The organism is Sporichthya sp. (genome assembly GCF_013815995.1).
Classification (GTDB): Bacteria; Actinomycetota; Actinomycetes; order Sporichthyales; family Sporichthyaceae; genus Sporichthya.
The window spans coordinates 1-14,762 of record NZ_JACDFE010000104.1; the positions used below are offsets into that span (position 1 = coordinate 1).

The following is a 14,762-nucleotide window of genomic DNA, read 5'->3' on the forward strand; positions in this document are numbered from 1 at the left end:
GGCCGGGGCCGCGCTCGGGGCCTGGCTGATCGCGCGCTACCCGCCGGCGGTCGCGGTCCGCACGGTGCGGCCACTGCTCGCGGCCGGCTGCCTGCCGTTGCTACTCACCGGCCTCGACCTCGGTATCTACCCGACGATGGCGCTCTGGTTCGTCGCGGGCGTCTGCCAGGCCTTCCTGCTGCCGGTGATGGTGGTGGTCACCCTGGTCACCCCGCCCGAGCGGCGCGGTGCGGTCGGTGGCCTGGCTGCGGCCGGGTTCAACGCCGCGGTCGCGCTGTCCTTCGTCCTGGCCGGCTGGGCCGCCGACGTCTTCACCCCGGCCGACGCCGTGTTCGCGGCCGGCACGTTGGGGCTGTTCGTCCTGCTTGTGGCCCACCTCACCTGGCCGTCCGAGCAGCTGGACGCCGTTCTGGGCGAGGCCAGGACCCCCACCTCCGCGGGACGACGTCCCTGGCGGGCGCCTGTCAGCCGGCAGGAGGGCTGACGGGCGCCCGTACGGGCTGACACTCCCGCGTGAAATCAGGTGCGGTCGAGGTAGGCGATGACGGCCAGGACGCGGCGGTTGTCGTCGTCGCTGGGCGGCAGGTTCAGCTTGGTGAAGATGTTCGCGGTGTGCTTGGCCACGGCCGCCCGGCGGCCTGGGTCCGCACGGGCCTGCTCCGAAAGTCGGGGAGCGCGCCGCGGGTCAGGAGTGGCCGCGGCGGTCGCTGGGTCGGAACCGTCCTGAAGCCGGTCACCACTCGGCCGAGGACGGCCGTCGCCCTCGGTGCCGGCACGCTGATCCTGTTCGGGCTCTCCACGGACTACCACGTCTTCGTGGTCTCACGGATCCGTGAGGCGGTCGAGGACGGGATGGACACCACCTCGGCGGTCCGGCACGGCATCACCCGCACCGCGGGCGTCGTCACCAGCGCGGCGGCGATCATGGTCGCGGTCTTCGCGACGCTGTCGATGATGGACTTCAAGCAGATGGGCGTCGGCCTGGCCGCCGCGGTCGCGATCGACGCGACCCTCATCCGCATCGTCCTGCTGCCGGCCGCGATGGTGCTGCTCGGCGACCGCAACTGGGGCCGCAGCACCCGCCGCCGGCTGGCAGTCCGGGCTGGGGCGGCCGAGCCGGTCGAGGTCATCGACCCGGTGTCTGGCCCGGCGGGGCAGCTCGATCCGGTCTGCGCACCCGCAGCGCACTGATCCACCGTCACAACGACGAGGCCCCCGCAGATCCTGCGGGGCCTCGTCCGTGCTTGGTGCGTCAGTCGGTGGTCGAGTCGTCCACGATCTCGCGGTCGCCGACGGCCTCGGTGAGCTTGATGTCGGTGTAGGCGAAGCGGGCGAGCGCCGGGCAGGCCTCGTTCTTGTGGGCGGGGTCGCTGCCGGAGAAGAGCGCGATCCGGATGACCTCCCTGGCGTAGACCACCTTCACGCTGTCGAGCACCGAGCACGGCTCGACGCCGGACATGAAGTAGACCCGCACGGTGTTCTTGTCGATCATCTCGGTGCGGTCCCAGGTGACCTGCTGGACGTTGTCCATGCCGGCCCGCGGGGTGAGGGCGACGGCCGGAGCGTCGCCGCGGATCTTGCCCGCGGGAGCGTCCGGAGCCGCGCCCGGGTCGGTCTTGCCCCCGGAGGACGTGGCGGTGGGGGAGCCGTCCTTGATCTCGCGGTCGCCGGCGTCCTCGGTCAGCTCGACCTCGACGGCTTTGAGCTTCGCAATGTCGATGCAGACCGCGTCCGGCTCCTTCGGGTCCGACCCGGAGAACAGGCTGACGGTGACCGCGTCCTTGCCGTACTTCACCTTCACCGAGTCGAGCACGTCGCAGGGCTCGACACCGCCGTAGAAGACGATCCGGACCGTGCGGTCGCCCAGCACCTCGGCGGAGTTCCAGCTCACCGGGCGCAGGTTCGTCATGCCGCTGCGCGGCTTGACCAGCTCGGGGGTGGGCTCCTCGGAGTTCGGGTCACCAGGGGCGGCGTCACCCAGCGGGGTGTCCGGGGTGTCGTTGCGCCCGGCGTCGTCGGACCCGGCCAGGCTCGTCCCGCCGGCCGCCCCCGGGTCAGCATTCGCCTCGGTCACCTTGTCGTCGTCCCCACCACAGCCCCCGAGCATCAGCAGCAGGCTCGCACCCGCCGCCGCCGCGACCATCCGCTTCATGTCGTCCCCTCCAGTTTGCGCGCGCGTCCATCCTGGCGCTTTCGCCTCTCTGGCACGAGGACGTCACCGGCCGGTGTTTCGTTCACCGGGCGGGAGGCACCGACGCCGATCCGTGATCTCCTCACCTCCTCCGGGCCGGCGAACGGTGCCGAACCGGGTCAAGCCGGACCGGACGTGCCGGTGACGGATTCGAGCATGGCGACCAGATCGGTCTCGGGACGTTCCTTCTCCAGTCCCAATTCCGACAGCATGCCGGTGCCGTTCTCCGCCTCGAGCAGCGCCAGCAGCAGCTGCTCTCACGGCCGCTGGCGGGAAGGGCGCGGTAATGGTGGCGGAGCGTGGTCTTGCGGCCCGGGTGCTCACTCGGGACTCTGCGGGTCCGGACCTCGACGTCCCGTTGGGGGCGTGTGGCGCCGGGATCTTGCTGATTCCGGAGGCCCCCGCAGCGTGACCGTCAGCGAACGATGGTGATCCGATCGCGGACCTGGAGGTACGACATCAGCAGGCGCAGCTTGGGCTTGCCGATCGAGACGCAGCCGGCGGTGGCGCCCTTGCCGCTGTTGACGTGCAGGAAGATCCCGGAACCGCGCATGGGGACCCGGCGGTCCGGGGCGCGGTTGAAGTTGATGACGACGGAGTGGGCGTACTGCTTGCCGTAGTCGATCAACCGCTCGGAGCCGTTGATGCCGTCGGTGGTGCGCTTGAAGCCGCCCTGGCTCTCGTTGCGGAGCGAGTTGTAGTGCTGGGAGTTGTTGTCCTGCACCCACCAGTCGCCCTCGACCACCTGGTGGTACGGCAGCCCGGTGCCGGGGTCCGGCTTGATCCCGAACGCCTCGGTCATCGTGTAGGTGCCGATCGGGGTGGCGTAGCTGCCCTGGCGGCGGGTCCGGCCGTCCGACAGACCGTTGGCGCCGACCCAGGCCGTGGTGGTGAAAATCTGGACGAAGCCGCACGGGCTGTCGTTGCGCACCCAGAGCGAGAGCTGCGCGCGCTTTCCGCCGGTGCCGTCGACGATCGTGCGGGTCCGCTCGGACCTGCGCACTTTCACGCTGACGCCGCTGAGCGTGACCCGGCAGGTCTCCCAGGCCGCGCCCGCGGTGGGCTGCGCCGGCGCCGCCGCGACCGGGTGCGCGGGCGACATCGGCGCGAGCAGGGCCAGCCCGATCGCCCCTGCCGTCAGCCGCCGCATGCCGGTGATTGTCGCACTTTCAGGCGGTGATGGTGATCCGGTCGCCGGAGCGCAGGTAGGACATCAACGTGCGCAGACCTGCCTTGGTGATCGAGACACAGCCCGCGGTCGCGCCTCTGCCGTTGACGTGCAGGAAGATCCCGGACCCGCGGCCGACGGTCCTGCGCTCCGGCGCCCGGTTGAAGTTGATGACCACCGAGTGTGCGTACTGCGTCGTGTAGTCGAGCAGGCGCTCGGAGCCGTTCGACCCGGTGGTGCTCGCCAGGAAGCCGCCGAGGCCGGAGTTGCGCAGCGTGTTGTAAAAGGCCGAGTTCTGGTCCTGGACCCAGTAGTCACCGGTCTTGACCCGGTGGTAGGACAGCGCAGTGGCCGGGCGCGGGCTGTTCCCGAAGGACTCGGTCATCGTGTAGGTGCCGGACGGCGTGGTGCCGCTGCCCTGACGGCGCGTCAGACCGTTGCTGATGCCGTTGTAGCCGACCCGGCCGTCGACCTTCAGGACGCGCTTAAAGGTGCACGCGCCGTCGGTGCGGACGAAGAAGCCGACAACCGCCCAGGACCCGCCGGTGCCGTTGACCACCGTGCGGGTGCGCTCGGCCTTGTCCACGGTGGTCTGCACGCCGTTGAGCGTGACCTTGCAGGTCTGCCACTGGGTACTGGAGACGGGTGTCGCGGCGCCGGCCCCGGCGACCAGTTCGCTGGAGACGAGGGCGCCGGCAGCGATCGTCGCCGCGGCCGTCGCCCCAGCGATCAGTCGCCGTTTCGCGGGCCGTCGCGCCGTTCCCTGCTCGGTCACCGCGCCTCCGGATCCTGAAGTTCCGTGGCCAGCACACAGAACTTAGGTGACCCAAACTTGGCTTTCAGGTAAACGCGAGACGGACTCCGGACGGCTGGGCGCCCGGCCGCGACCGGCGCGGTGCGCACCCGGCCCTCGTCCGGGACGTCGGTGTCGGCGACCCGGTGTCAACGGGTCGCGGGGGCGTCCTCAGGTGCGGGCACGGTCGCGGCCTTCGGCCAGGAAAGCCACCAGGGCGTCACCGGGCAGGTCGCGTAGCGGTCGGCCCGCGCCGAACGGCGCGTTCCAGAACTCACCGGTGCGGGCGGCCCGCGGACCCACGTAGGCGTACGGCTCGTCGACGTAGTGGTCGCCAGTGAGAAGTTCTGAGGCCGCGTCAGCGTCCACGCGCAAAGTCTCGTCCGGGCCGAGCTCGGCGTGGTCCTTGTGCAGCCCCGCCGGCGGGTCGGCGTGGGTTCCAAGCTCCTTGGCCAGCGCGGTGCTGCGCCCCGGCGAGCACGAGTTCGGCCACGGCGTGCGGCGAGCGGCGGGTGGTGGCGAGGTCGGTTTCGGGCACGCAGGCAACTCTGCAGGACTGGTGGGCGCTCCGAGCCTCGCGCCTGGGCCCGGCGGCGACAAGAGCCCCCACCGGGACGACGGAGCTACGTAAGACCTGATCAGGCGGTGGGGGAGAACACCAGCACCGGCAACCGCAGCCATGCGTGAACGCTGCCAGGACCGGTCGGTAACGTCACATCCATGGGTGAGCAGACGATCAGCAGGTTCGGGCACCTGGAGTTCGAGGCCTTTCCGGAGGACGTCCGCCAACGGCTGGCGCCGATCGTGGAGAAGTCCGGCTTCGTGCCGAATGTGTTCAAGGCGCTGGCCTCCCGGCCGCGGGAGTTGCGGGCGTTCCTCGACTACCACGACGCGCTGATGGACTCCGACGACGGCCTCAGCCGCGCCGAGCGGGAGCTGATCGTGGTTGCCACCTCGGCGGCCAACAACTGCACCTACTGCGTGGTGGCGCACGGCGCGATCCTGCGGATCCGGGCCAAAGACCCGCAGATCGCGGACCGGGTCGCGGCCAACCCCTACACGGTCGCGCTGAACCCGCGGGAGCGCGCGATCGTCCACCTGGCCCTGATCGTGGCCACCGCCTCCGACCAGCTCACCGACGATGACATCGAGGAGGCCCGGGCGGCCGGGCTGGCCGACGACGAGATCTGGGACATCGGAGCGATCACCGCGCTGTTCGCGATGTCCAACCGGCTGGCCCACCTGGGCGCGATCGACCCGAATCCGGAGTTCTTCACGCTCGGCCGTCTACCGCGCTGATTTACCCGCTCGGCGTTCCCCTGCGCACATTCCGGACCGCCCGGACGTAAGGTCGTCGCCGTGGATTCCTCGGTTCTGCGCGCTGCGGTGCGCGACGCCTTCAAGATCACCGGGCAGACGACCCCCGCCTGGGCGGACCCTCGGCCCAACGGCGAGGTGCCGTCCGAGGCCGAGTTCGAGGGCTGCGAGGATCCGGAGAAGTTCCGGATCATCGCGGCGCGCGCCGAGGCCTGGGTGACCGCGCTGACCCAGACCGGCCTGGCCGAGGCCGAGCGTCTCGAGGCCTCCGACGACCTGTGGAAGGAGGTCCCCGAGACCGGCCCCGCGATTCGCGTGGTGCGCCTGCGTCCCCAGCGCGAGAGCGCGATCCCGCTGATCTTCGGGTTCTGCTGGCTGCAGGGCGAGCCGGAGGCCCGGGTCGTGCTCGGCGCCGGCGAACCGGCCGCCGTCGTCGGCATCCTGCCGCTGTGCGAGTGCGACGCCTGCGACGTCGGGTCGAACCTGCTGCTCGAGGACTTCGACGACGCGGTGCTCAACGTCGTCACCGGCCAGCTCGTGCACGTCACCACGGAGCGCTTCGTCGCCCACACGTCTCTGCAGGGCCCGGTGGTCGCAGGTGAGCTCTCCGGGATGACGACCGCGTCCTTCGAGCAGATGTTCGCCGACGCTCGCGCCGGCAAGTCGCAGTACCCGGTGGTCTACGGCTCCCGTTGGTGGTGAGCGTTCAGTCCGTCAGAAACGCCCCGAACGCGGCCGCGAGCTCAGGCCGGGTGACCGCGCCCATGTGGGTGCCGGGGATCGGCACGAAGTAGCCCTCCGCGAGGGCGCCGGCCAGGCCCTCGCCGGAGCCGTTGTCGTCCTCGTCGCCCAGCACGATCGCGGTCGGCACCGGGATGGCCGCGAGGTCCTCCCGGCTGGTGTCGACCTGGGTGTCGAGCACGTGGATCAGGGCCTGCGGGTCGCCGCCGGTGGTGCGCAGGAACGCCTGCGACATGAACTCCGGCGTGCCCCGCTCGAAGGTGGCCTCGGCCGTCAGAACGTCCACGAAGTGCCGTCGGTTGCGCAGTGGCCCCAGGATGCCTTCCAGGCCCATACCGGCCAGGATCGCCCGCCGCGGCCGGGCCCCGCGCACCAGCATCCGCGTCACCGTCCGGGCGCCGAGGGAGTACCCGCCCAGGTCGTAATCCGTCAGCCCGAGGTGCTCGAGCAGCGCCTCGCCGTCCTCGGCCAGCACGTCCTTGGGGTAGGCCGAGGCGTCATGGGGCTTCGCGCTGTCCCCGTGCGCCCGCAGGTCCGGCATGACAACCCGGAACCCGCGATCGGCCAAGGCCGCCGCGGTCCCGTACCTGACCCAGTTGATCGTCGCGCTGGAGAAGAAGCCGTGGATCAGGACCAGCGCCCGGCCCTCGCCCACCTCCCGGTAGGCCAGTTCGACGCCGTCACGACCCTTGAAGTGCTGCACCGGGAGGTCCACGTGTCCATTGTCCCGCCCGGCTCAGCTCGCCGGGTGCACGCCCCAGAGCAGTGCGACGTGCGAGGCGTCGGTCCCGCAGCAGCCGCCGAGGGTGGTGACGGAGGGCAGCGCCGCGAGCAGCGCCGCGGTCGAGGACTGCAGCAAGGGGCGGTCGCCTTCGTCGAGGACCTCCATGGCGTCCAGCTCCTCATGGGTCATCGTCGAGGCGTTGGGCCGGAACACCCGGATCCGGTCCTGCCACGCCCCGCCGTCCAGGGCCGGCGGGACGTGGGTCGGGTGCGCGCAGTTGACGCCGTACCAGTCCGGCGCCGCGGCCGCGTCCACCATCGCGATCGCCTGACCCAGCGCAGTGCCGTCGGGGAGTCGGCCGTCGGTCTCGACGGTGAACGAGATCCCGACCGGCAGGCCCGCGTCACGCGCTGCCCGCACAACCCCGATCGCCTCGGCCGGTCCGGTCAGTGTCATGGCGTGCACGACGTCGACGCCGGCCGCGGCGAACGAGCCGATCTGCGCGGCGTGGTACTCCGCGGCCTCGTCGGCCTGCGTGCCGGCGGCGATGTAACCGTCGCCGCGCGGCCCGATCACGCCGCTGATCTGTGCAGCGTCGGCGATGCCGCGGACGAAGGCGACGGCTGCCCGGTTGGCCCGATCAAGTGCCGGGGCGTCGTAGCCGAGCTTGGCCGCCCAGTCCGGGTTGGCCCGCCAGGTAGGCGTCTCCAGCACCAGGCCGGCGCCGGCCGCCGCCGCGATCGCGGCGTACCCGGCGTAGTAGCGCTCCAGCAACTTCGCGCCGTCGGCATCCTCGACGAGCGGGAACGCCGCGAACTCCGGCAGGTCGACCCCGTGGTGGAAGAGCAGGTCCGTCTCCAGCCCGCCGTCGGTGACCCACTGCAGCATGTCCGTCTCCTTCGCCGTCCCAGAAGATTCTCTCTGGTTCCCGTGTCGGCCTATTCATACCGCCGATGCGAGCACAGCTCCGGCTGCATGAGTCTCAGGCTCGCCCGCAGCCTCGCGGTGCTGGGGAGCGCTGGACGCCGCTGATCCTGCGCGAAGCGAGTCGCGGCACGACCCGCTCCGCGGACTTCAAGGCCAACCTCGGGGTCGCGTCCGACGTCCTGGCCGACCGGTTGGCGACGCTGGTCGAGTACGGGGTGCTGAGCAAGGAGCCGTACCAGGAGGAGGGGTCCCGGACCCGCTTCGAGTACCTGCTCACCCCGGCCGGTGAGGAACTGCGCGTGGTGCTCGGCGCCCTGCAGCAGTGGGCCGCCTACCCCGTCTGAGTCGAGGCTGAGGCTGCAATTCGTTACGGGTGGTGCGATCCGGGGCCCGTAAACCGCCACTCCAGTTACGAATTGCAGCCTCAGCCTCGGTCTGCGCCGGAACGACGAAGGCGGGCCCCCACCTGGGGACCCGCCTTCGGGCTGACGGCCTAAATATCGAAGTACAGCTCGAACTCGTGGGGGTGCGGGCGCAGGCGGATCGGGTCCACCTCGTTGGCGCGCTTCCACTGGATCCAGGTCTCGATGAGGTCGTCGGTGAAGACGCCGCCCTCGGCGAGGTAGGCGTGGTCCCGCTCCAGGGCGTCCAGCACCCCGGGCAACGAGTCCGGGACCTGGGCGATCTCGGCCAGCTCGTCCGGCGGCAGCTCGTAGAGGTCCTTGTCGACGGGCAGCGGCGGCTCGATCTTGTTCTTGATGCCGTCGAGGCCGGCCATCAGCATCGCCGAGAACGCCAGGTACGGGTTGCTCGACGGGTCCGGGACGCGGAACTCGATGCGCTTGGCCTTCGGGTTCGAGCCGGTGACCGGGATACGCACGCAGGCGGAGCGGTTACGGGCCGAGTAGACCAGGTTGACCGGAGCCTCGAAGCCCGGCACCAGACGGTGGTAGGAGTTCATCGTCGGGTTGGTGAACGCCAGCAGCGACGGGGCGTGGTGCAGCAGGCCGCCGATGTACCAGCGCGCCATGTCGGACAGGCCGCCGTAGCCGAGCTCGTCGTAGAAGAGCGGCTCGCCGTTCTTCCACAGCGATTGGTGGCAGTGCATGCCCGAGCCGTTGTCACCGAAGAGCGGCTTCGGCATGAACGTGACGGTCTTGCCGTTGCGGGCCACGACGTTCTTCACGATGTACTTGAAGAGCATGACCTTGTCCGCGGACTTGGCCAGCGAGTCGAAGCGGTAGTTGATCTCCTGCTGGCCGGCGGTGCCGACCTCGTGGTGCGCACGCTCGACCTCGAGGCCGAGGGCGTCGAGCTCGAGGCAGATCTCGTCGCGCATGTCGGCGAAGTGGTCGACCGGCGGGACGGGGAAGTAGCCACCCTTGTACGGGGTCTTGTGCCCCTGGTTGCCACCCTCCTCGACGCGGCCGGTGTTCCAGGCGCCCTCGATGGAGTCGATGTAGTAGTAGCCGGCGTTCTGCCGCGTCTCGAAACGCACGTCGTCGAAGATGTAGAACTCGGCCTCGGGGGCGAAGAAGGCGGTGTCCGCGATGCCGGTCGCCTTGAGGTGCGCCTCGGCCTTCCGGGCGATCTGGCGCGGGTCACGGCTGTAGGGCTCGCCGGTGTACGGGTCGACGATGCTCATGTTGACGTTGAGCGTCTTGTTGTCGCGGAACGGGTCGATGTAGGCGGTGTCCAGGTCCGGGATCAGCTTCATGTCGGACTCGTGGATCGCCTGGAAGCCGCGGATCGAGGACCCGTCGAACATCTGGCCTTCGGTGAAGAAGTCCGCGTTCACCGACCGAGCCGGGACGTTGAAGTGCTGCATGACACCCGGGAGGTCACAGAAACGGACATCGACGAATTTCACGTCGTTGTCCTTGATGTACTTCATGACCTCATCGGCGTTGCTGAACATCCGTCCTCCTTGCCCGGCCGACCCGGCGGGGGCTCCGTCTAACCGTGGGTAGTGCTGGCTTTCGACCAGTTCCCGCGAATTTAAGGTCGGGCGGTGTCACGCCCGTATCCCGAATATTTCAGCGGTGTTACAGCAGGTTCTCGGCCCCTGGCCAGGGCCTTTCTTCAGGGCCCATCCAACCGGTGCCGGTGATCACGCGCCACCCCGGGGGCCCCGTCCGGGCGGCGCCGTTTACCGTGGGGCCCGTGGTGGACCGTCGCGCACTCGGTGGCTGGCTGTCCGGCCCCCGGTCGGTGGCCGAGGCGGCCGGAATCGACCTGGGCTATCCGGGCAAGCGCCTCGGCCTGCCCGAGGAGGGCCAGAACGCCGTCGGCGGGATGACCCGACGCCTGGTCGCGACCTTCATCGACTGGACGGTGGCGCAGCTGATCGTGCTCGGCGCGATGCCCGACTCCACCTCGGGGGACCGGGCCGGCCCCATCCTGGGCGTCTTCGTCCTGATCAACGTGACGCTGGTCAGCACGATCGGCGCCGGCGTCGGCGGCCGACTGCTCGGGCTGCGCGTCGCGCGCCTGGATGGCGGCAACCCGCTGCCGCTCTACGTGATGCTGCGGACCCTGCTGCTCGCCCTGGTGATCCCGGCCCTGTTCATCGACCGCGACTACCGCGGCGTGCACGACCGGGTGGCCCGCAGCATCGTCGTCAAACGCTGAACCGCAGCGGATGACATCCGTTGAGGGATGTCATCCGTTGGAGGGAAGCTCAGCGCATCTTCGGGTTCTGCCCCTTGGGCGTCCGCCCGCTCTTGGGCATCGGGCCCTTCGGGATCGGCACGTTGGCCATCAGGTCCCCGACCGCGCGCAGCCGGTCGTTGGTCTCCACCACGACGCCGCCGGTGATCCGCTTGGGCATCTTGCGCAGGAACTTGATCAGCTTCGGAAGCGGGATCTCGCCCTCGCCGCGCCCGACGACGATGTCGGTGACCGGCACGTCGGCGACGAAGCGGTTCATCCGCCGCTTCTCGGCCTCCAGCAGCGGCCCTACCCGGTTGGCCGGACCCTCGCCGATCAGAATGATCCCGGGGCGGCCGACCGCCCGGTGCACGATGTCCTGGCTCTTGTTGACGGCCACCGCGGGGGTGACGGTCCAGCCGCCGCGCTTCATCGTGTTCAGCGCCGCCGCGGCCGCGCCGGGCTGGCCCTCGATCTCGGAGTACGCGGCCTTCTGCACCCGCTGCCCGAAGACGACGAGCATGCCCAGCACGCCGAAGAAGACCGCGAGAATGCCGCCGATGATCGGGTGGCCGACCAGCAGCGCCAGGACGAGGAAGGCCGCGAACGTGACGACGAACCCGAGCAAGAGCCACAGCGGGAGCAGCTTGTCGACCTTGGCCGTCATCGAGTAGGCCTCGACGGTCTGCTTCAGGCGTCCGCCGCCGGGCGGCTTGGGTGCCTTCGGTGCCTTGTCCCTCTTCTTACCGAGTGCCATCGCGTTCAGGGGCCCTTCGCTCGTGTCAGCGCAGGATACGCAGGCTCTCAGGCGGTCTTCTCCCGTGCCTCGACCGCCTGCCGGTAGAGCCGCCCGGCCCGGTACGACGAGCGGACCAGCGGCCCGGACATCACCCCGGCGAAACCCAGGGCCAGGGCCTGCTCGCCGAGCGCGTCGAACTCCTCCGGGGTGACCCAGCGGGCGACGGGATGGTGCCGGGTGCTGGGTCGCAGGTACTGGGTGATGGTGAGCAGGTCGGTGCCGGCTGCGCGCAGGTCTGCCATCGTCTGGGCGACCTCGGCTGGCTCTTCACCGAGACCCAGGATCAGGTTGGACTTGGTGACCAGGCCCACCTCGCGCGCCGCGGTGATCACGGCCAGCGACCGGTCGTAGCGGAACCCGGGACGGATCCGGCGCATCAGCCGGGGCACCGTCTCCAGGTTGTGCGCGAACACCTCGGGGCGGGAGGCGAACACCTCGGCGAGCAGTTCGGGGACGGCGTTGAAGTCCGGTGCGAGCAGCTCCACGCCGCAGCCGGGACCCCCGTTTGCCTGGGTGGCCGCGTGGATGGCGCGAACCGTCTCGGCGTAGAGCCAGGCCCCGCCGTCCGGCAGGTCGTCGCGGGCCACGCCGGTGACGGTGGCGTAGCGCAGACCCATCGTCGCCACCGACTCCGCGACCCGGCGCGGCTCGTCGCGGTCGAGCTCGGCGGGCTTGCCGGTGTCGATCTGGCAGAAGTCGCAGCGGCGGGTGCACTGGTCACCGCCGATGAGGAAGGTGGCCTCGCGGTCCTCCCAGCATTCGAAGATGTTGGGGCAGCCGGCCTCCTGGCAGACCGTGTGCAGCCCCTCGTCCTTCACCAGCTTCGCCAGCGCGGTGTATTCCGGCCCGGTGCGCAGCGTGGTCTTGATCCACGACGGCTTGCGCTCGATCGCGGTTTCCGCGTTGCGGGCCTCCAGGCGCAGCAGCTTGCGGCCTCCCGGGGCGATCGTCATGCCGCACCGCCCATCGCCGTGGAGGGCAGCTGCAACGGCGCCTGCGTCACGGCGGACGCCCCGAACGCCTCGGCCAGTCGTCGCTCCACCAACGGCACGACCTCGGCCACCGTCACCGTCCGGCCGAGCTCGAGGGAGAGCGTGGTGACCGCGGCGTCGGAGATCCCGCAGGGCACGATCCGGGCGAACCAGTCCAGCTCGCAGTCGCAGTTGATCGCGAAGCCGTGCATCGTCACTCCCTTGGCGACGCGGATGCCGATCGCAGCCACCTTCCGCTCGGGGCTGCCGGGGACCCAGACACCGCTGCGGCCGGCGACCCGGGTGGCCTCCAGCCCGAGGTCGGCGAAGACCGCGATGATCGCGACCTCCAGCTTGCGCACGTAGTCCACGACGTAGACCCCGTCGGGCAGTTTCACGATCGGGTAGCCGGTGAGCTGGCCCGGGCCGTGCCAGGTGATCTTGCCGCCACGGTCGACCTCGACCACCGGGGTGCCGTCCCAGGGCCGATCCTTCGCCTCGGTGCGCTTACCGGCGGTGAACACCGGCTCGTGCTCCAGCAGGATCACGGTGTCGGAGATCGCGTCGGACGCGCGGGCGTGGTGCAGATCGCGCTGCAGGTCCCAGGCCGGTCCATACGGCACCGGCGTGCCGCCGAAGGCGTGGAGGAAGCGCAGCTCGGACACGGGTCCAGTCTAGGTCGGGGCTGGAAAGCCGGACGTCCGAGCGAGCGTGAGCTATAGCGCTCGTCGCTTCGGACGTCCCAGGTCAGAGCGCCGCGCGGATGGCGGACTCGATGGTCGGGTGCTCGAACGCGAACCCGGCCTTCTGCAGGACGTTCGGGAGAACCCGCTGGCTCCGCAAGGGTTCGGTGGAGAACTCACCGAGCACGATCTTGAGGCCGAACTTCGGCGCGGGGAGAAGCGTGGGTCGGTGCAGCACCTTGCCCATGGCCTTGGTCACCTCGGCGTTGGTGACCGGCTCGGGTCCGGTCATGTTCACCGGACCGGAAACGTCGGCCGTGAGCAGGAACTGCATCGCCCGGACGTGGTCGGAGATCGAGATGAAGCTCCAGTACTGCCGGCCGTTGCCGAGCTTGCCGCCCAGCCCGAGCTTGAAGATCGGGAACATCCGGCCCCACGCTCCGCCCTGGCGGGCGACCACCAGCCCGGTGCGCAGGTAGGCGACCCGTATGCCGGCGGCCTCGGCCGGGGCGGCGGCGGCCTCCCAGTCCACGGTGAGCTTGGCGAGGAAGTCGTTCCCCGGGCCGGCCGTCTCGTCGATCGGGGCATCCCCGGTCTCGCCGTAGTAGCCGATCGCCGAGCCGGCGAGAAAGACGCTGGGCTTGAGGTCGAGTGCGGCCAGCGCGGTGGCCAGGGTGTGGGTGGGCTTCACCCGGCTGTCGAGGAGGGTGCGCTTGTAGTCCTCGCTCCAACGCTTGTCGCCGACGCCTGCCCCGGACAGACACACGGCTGCCTGCACCCCGATGAGCAGGGCCGGGTCGAGCGGCTGATTCGGGTCCCACTGGACCTCGCCGTCATGCTTCGGCGCACGCCGCACCAACTGCAGGACCTCGTGCCCGTCGGCGCGGAGCGCGCCGACGAGTGCCGTGCCGATCAGGCCGGATGCCCCGGCCAGCGCGATCTTCACAGGCCGAGCTCGGCCTCGAAGGCACCTTCCTCGAGGCGCTCCTTGACTGTGACCAGGAACCGGGCGGCGTCCGCGCCATCGACCATGCGGTGGTCGTAGGTCAGCGCCAGCATCACCATCGCGCGGATCGCGATGGTCTCCCCGCCGTCCGCGTCATCGACCACGACGGGGCGCTTGACCACGGTGCCGGTGCCGAGGATGCCGACCTGCGGCTGGTTGATGATCGGGGTGTCGGTGAGCGCCCCGCGGCTGCCGGTGTTGGTCAGGGTGAAGGTCCCGCCGGACAGGTCGTCCGGCATGATCTTGTTGTCCCGCGTGCGGGTGGCCAGCGCGTTCATCGAGCGGGCGAGCCCGGCGAGGTTGAGCTCGTCGGCGTCGTGCACCACCGGCACGAGCAGGCCGCGGTCGGTGTCGACGGCCATGCCCAGGTGCACGTGCGGGTGGTAGGTGATCTCGCCCTTCTCGACGTCGATCGAGGCGTTGAGCTTCGGGTGCGCCTTGAGCGCCTCGATGGTCGCCTTGGCGAAGAACGGCAGGAAGTTCAGCTTCTGCCCCTCGCGCTGCTCGAAGCCGACCTTGGCCTGCTGGCGCAGCTTGGCGATCCGGGTGACGTCGGCCTCGACCCAGCAGGACAGCTGGGCGGAGACTTGCAGCGACTCGACCATCCGGGCCGCGATCACCTTGCGTAACCGGGACATCGGCTGGACGGTGCCGACCTGCGGTGCGGAAGCTGCCCGGGTGGGCGTCGCGACCGGGGCTGCCGACGGCGTGGGGGTCGCGCTGGCCGGGGCCGCGCTGGCTGCGGGGGCCGGGCCCGCAGACTTCGCCGCGTCCAGGACGTCCTGCTTACGGA

Annotated in this window: 18 protein-coding genes and 1 pseudogene; 6 read left to right on the forward strand and 13 right to left on the reverse strand. The window is 70.3% G+C overall.

What is annotated here, in order from left to right; translation table 11 throughout:
- Positions 1–484, forward strand: a 484-nt coding sequence (locus H0X00_RS12860; RefSeq protein ID WP_293771454.1) for an MFS transporter, incomplete at its 5' end; no start/stop codon positions are given.
- 35 nt (positions 485–519) lie between these two features.
- On the opposite strand, the pseudogene H0X00_RS23855 reads toward H0X00_RS12860, so the two are convergent.
- Positions 520–627 (reverse strand): annotated as a pseudogene (locus H0X00_RS23855) (DNA-binding response regulator); the annotation flags it as partial.
- Between H0X00_RS23855 and H0X00_RS12865 the strand changes: the two are divergent.
- Complete coding sequence (locus H0X00_RS12865; protein ID WP_293771457.1) at positions 613–1,191, forward strand: MMPL family transporter; 579 nt, start codon at positions 613–615, stop codon at positions 1,189–1,191. The pseudogene H0X00_RS23855 and the gene H0X00_RS12865 overlap by 15 nt on opposite strands.
- Positions 1,192–1,252: 61 nt before the next feature.
- Here H0X00_RS12865 and H0X00_RS12870 read toward each other — a convergent pair whose 3' ends face one another.
- The 4 genes from H0X00_RS12870 to H0X00_RS12885 form a co-directional block, all read right to left on the reverse strand.
- Positions 1,253–2,152, reverse strand: coding sequence for a hypothetical protein (locus H0X00_RS12870; RefSeq protein ID WP_293771459.1), 900 nt, complete (start codon positions 2,150–2,152; stop codon positions 1,253–1,255).
- Positions 2,153–2,606: 454 nt separating this feature from the next.
- Positions 2,607–3,341: a L,D-transpeptidase family protein gene (locus H0X00_RS12875; RefSeq protein ID WP_293771462.1), complete on the reverse strand. Its 735-nt coding sequence runs from the start codon at positions 3,339–3,341 to the stop codon at positions 2,607–2,609.
- Positions 3,342–3,360: 19 nt separating this feature from the next.
- Positions 3,361–4,134: a L,D-transpeptidase family protein gene (locus H0X00_RS12880; protein WP_293771464.1), complete on the reverse strand. Its 774-nt coding sequence runs from the start codon at positions 4,132–4,134 to the stop codon at positions 3,361–3,363.
- Positions 4,135–4,323: 189 nt separating this feature from the next.
- Positions 4,324–4,698, reverse strand: a complete 375-nt coding sequence (locus H0X00_RS12885) for a hypothetical protein (protein WP_293771466.1) — start codon at positions 4,696–4,698, stop codon at positions 4,324–4,326.
- A gap of 174 nt (positions 4,699–4,872) precedes the next feature.
- On the opposite strand from H0X00_RS12885, the gene H0X00_RS12890 reads away from it, so the two are divergent.
- Positions 4,873–5,451, forward strand: a complete 579-nt coding sequence (locus H0X00_RS12890; RefSeq protein ID WP_293771468.1) for a peroxidase-related enzyme — start codon at positions 4,873–4,875, stop codon at positions 5,449–5,451.
- A 60-nt stretch (positions 5,452–5,511) separates the two neighbouring features.
- Complete coding sequence (locus tag H0X00_RS12895; protein ID WP_293771470.1) at positions 5,512–6,171, forward strand: DUF6226 family protein; 660 nt, start codon at positions 5,512–5,514, stop codon at positions 6,169–6,171.
- Positions 6,172–6,175: 4 nt separating this feature from the next.
- Here H0X00_RS12895 and H0X00_RS12900 read toward each other — a convergent pair whose 3' ends face one another.
- Both H0X00_RS12900 and H0X00_RS12905 read right to left on the reverse strand, forming a co-directional pair.
- Positions 6,176–6,925, reverse strand: a complete 750-nt coding sequence (locus H0X00_RS12900; protein WP_293771473.1) for an alpha/beta hydrolase — start codon at positions 6,923–6,925, stop codon at positions 6,176–6,178.
- A gap of 21 nt (positions 6,926–6,946) precedes the next feature.
- Positions 6,947–7,822, reverse strand: a complete 876-nt coding sequence (locus tag H0X00_RS12905; protein ID WP_293771475.1) for a homocysteine S-methyltransferase family protein — start codon at positions 7,820–7,822, stop codon at positions 6,947–6,949.
- A gap of 65 nt (positions 7,823–7,887) precedes the next feature.
- Between H0X00_RS12905 and H0X00_RS12910 the strand changes: the two genes are divergently transcribed.
- Positions 7,888–8,205, forward strand: coding sequence for a helix-turn-helix domain-containing protein (locus tag H0X00_RS12910; protein ID WP_293771477.1), 318 nt, complete (start codon positions 7,888–7,890; stop codon positions 8,203–8,205).
- Between the two features lie 149 nt (positions 8,206–8,354).
- Here H0X00_RS12910 and glnA read toward each other — a convergent pair whose 3' ends face one another.
- A complete protein-coding gene (gene glnA, locus H0X00_RS12915) occupies positions 8,355–9,779 on the reverse strand; it encodes a type I glutamate--ammonia ligase (RefSeq protein ID WP_293771480.1) in 1,425 nt (474 codons plus the stop codon).
- A 245-nt stretch (positions 9,780–10,024) separates the two neighbouring features.
- Here glnA and H0X00_RS12920 point away from each other — a divergent pair, with 245 nt between their 5' ends.
- Positions 10,025–10,492, forward strand: a complete 468-nt coding sequence (locus tag H0X00_RS12920) for a hypothetical protein (RefSeq protein WP_293771482.1) — start codon at positions 10,025–10,027, stop codon at positions 10,490–10,492.
- A 49-nt stretch (positions 10,493–10,541) separates the two neighbouring features.
- On the opposite strand, the gene H0X00_RS12925 is transcribed toward H0X00_RS12920, so the two are convergent.
- The 5 genes from H0X00_RS12925 to H0X00_RS12945 all read right to left on the reverse strand — a co-directional run.
- Positions 10,542–11,267, reverse strand: a complete 726-nt coding sequence (locus H0X00_RS12925; protein WP_293771484.1) for a DUF4191 domain-containing protein — start codon at positions 11,265–11,267, stop codon at positions 10,542–10,544.
- Between the two features lie 47 nt (positions 11,268–11,314).
- Positions 11,315–12,262, reverse strand: a complete 948-nt coding sequence (gene lipA / locus H0X00_RS12930; RefSeq protein WP_293771486.1) for a lipoyl synthase — start codon at positions 12,260–12,262, stop codon at positions 11,315–11,317.
- Positions 12,259–12,945, reverse strand: a complete 687-nt coding sequence (gene lipB, locus H0X00_RS12935; RefSeq protein ID WP_293771489.1) for a lipoyl(octanoyl) transferase LipB — start codon at positions 12,943–12,945, stop codon at positions 12,259–12,261. Before lipB ends, lipA begins: the two co-directional genes overlap by 4 nt.
- 82 nt (positions 12,946–13,027) lie before the next feature.
- Positions 13,028–13,909 carry a TIGR01777 family oxidoreductase gene (locus tag H0X00_RS12940; protein ID WP_293771491.1) on the reverse strand — a complete coding sequence of 294 codons (882 nt, stop codon included), beginning with the start codon at positions 13,907–13,909 and terminating at the stop codon, positions 13,028–13,030.
- The coding region (locus tag H0X00_RS12945; protein ID WP_367186594.1) for a 2-oxo acid dehydrogenase subunit E2 at positions 13,906–14,762 on the reverse strand (857 nt) is incomplete at its 5' end. The genes H0X00_RS12945 and H0X00_RS12940, both read right to left, overlap by 4 nt.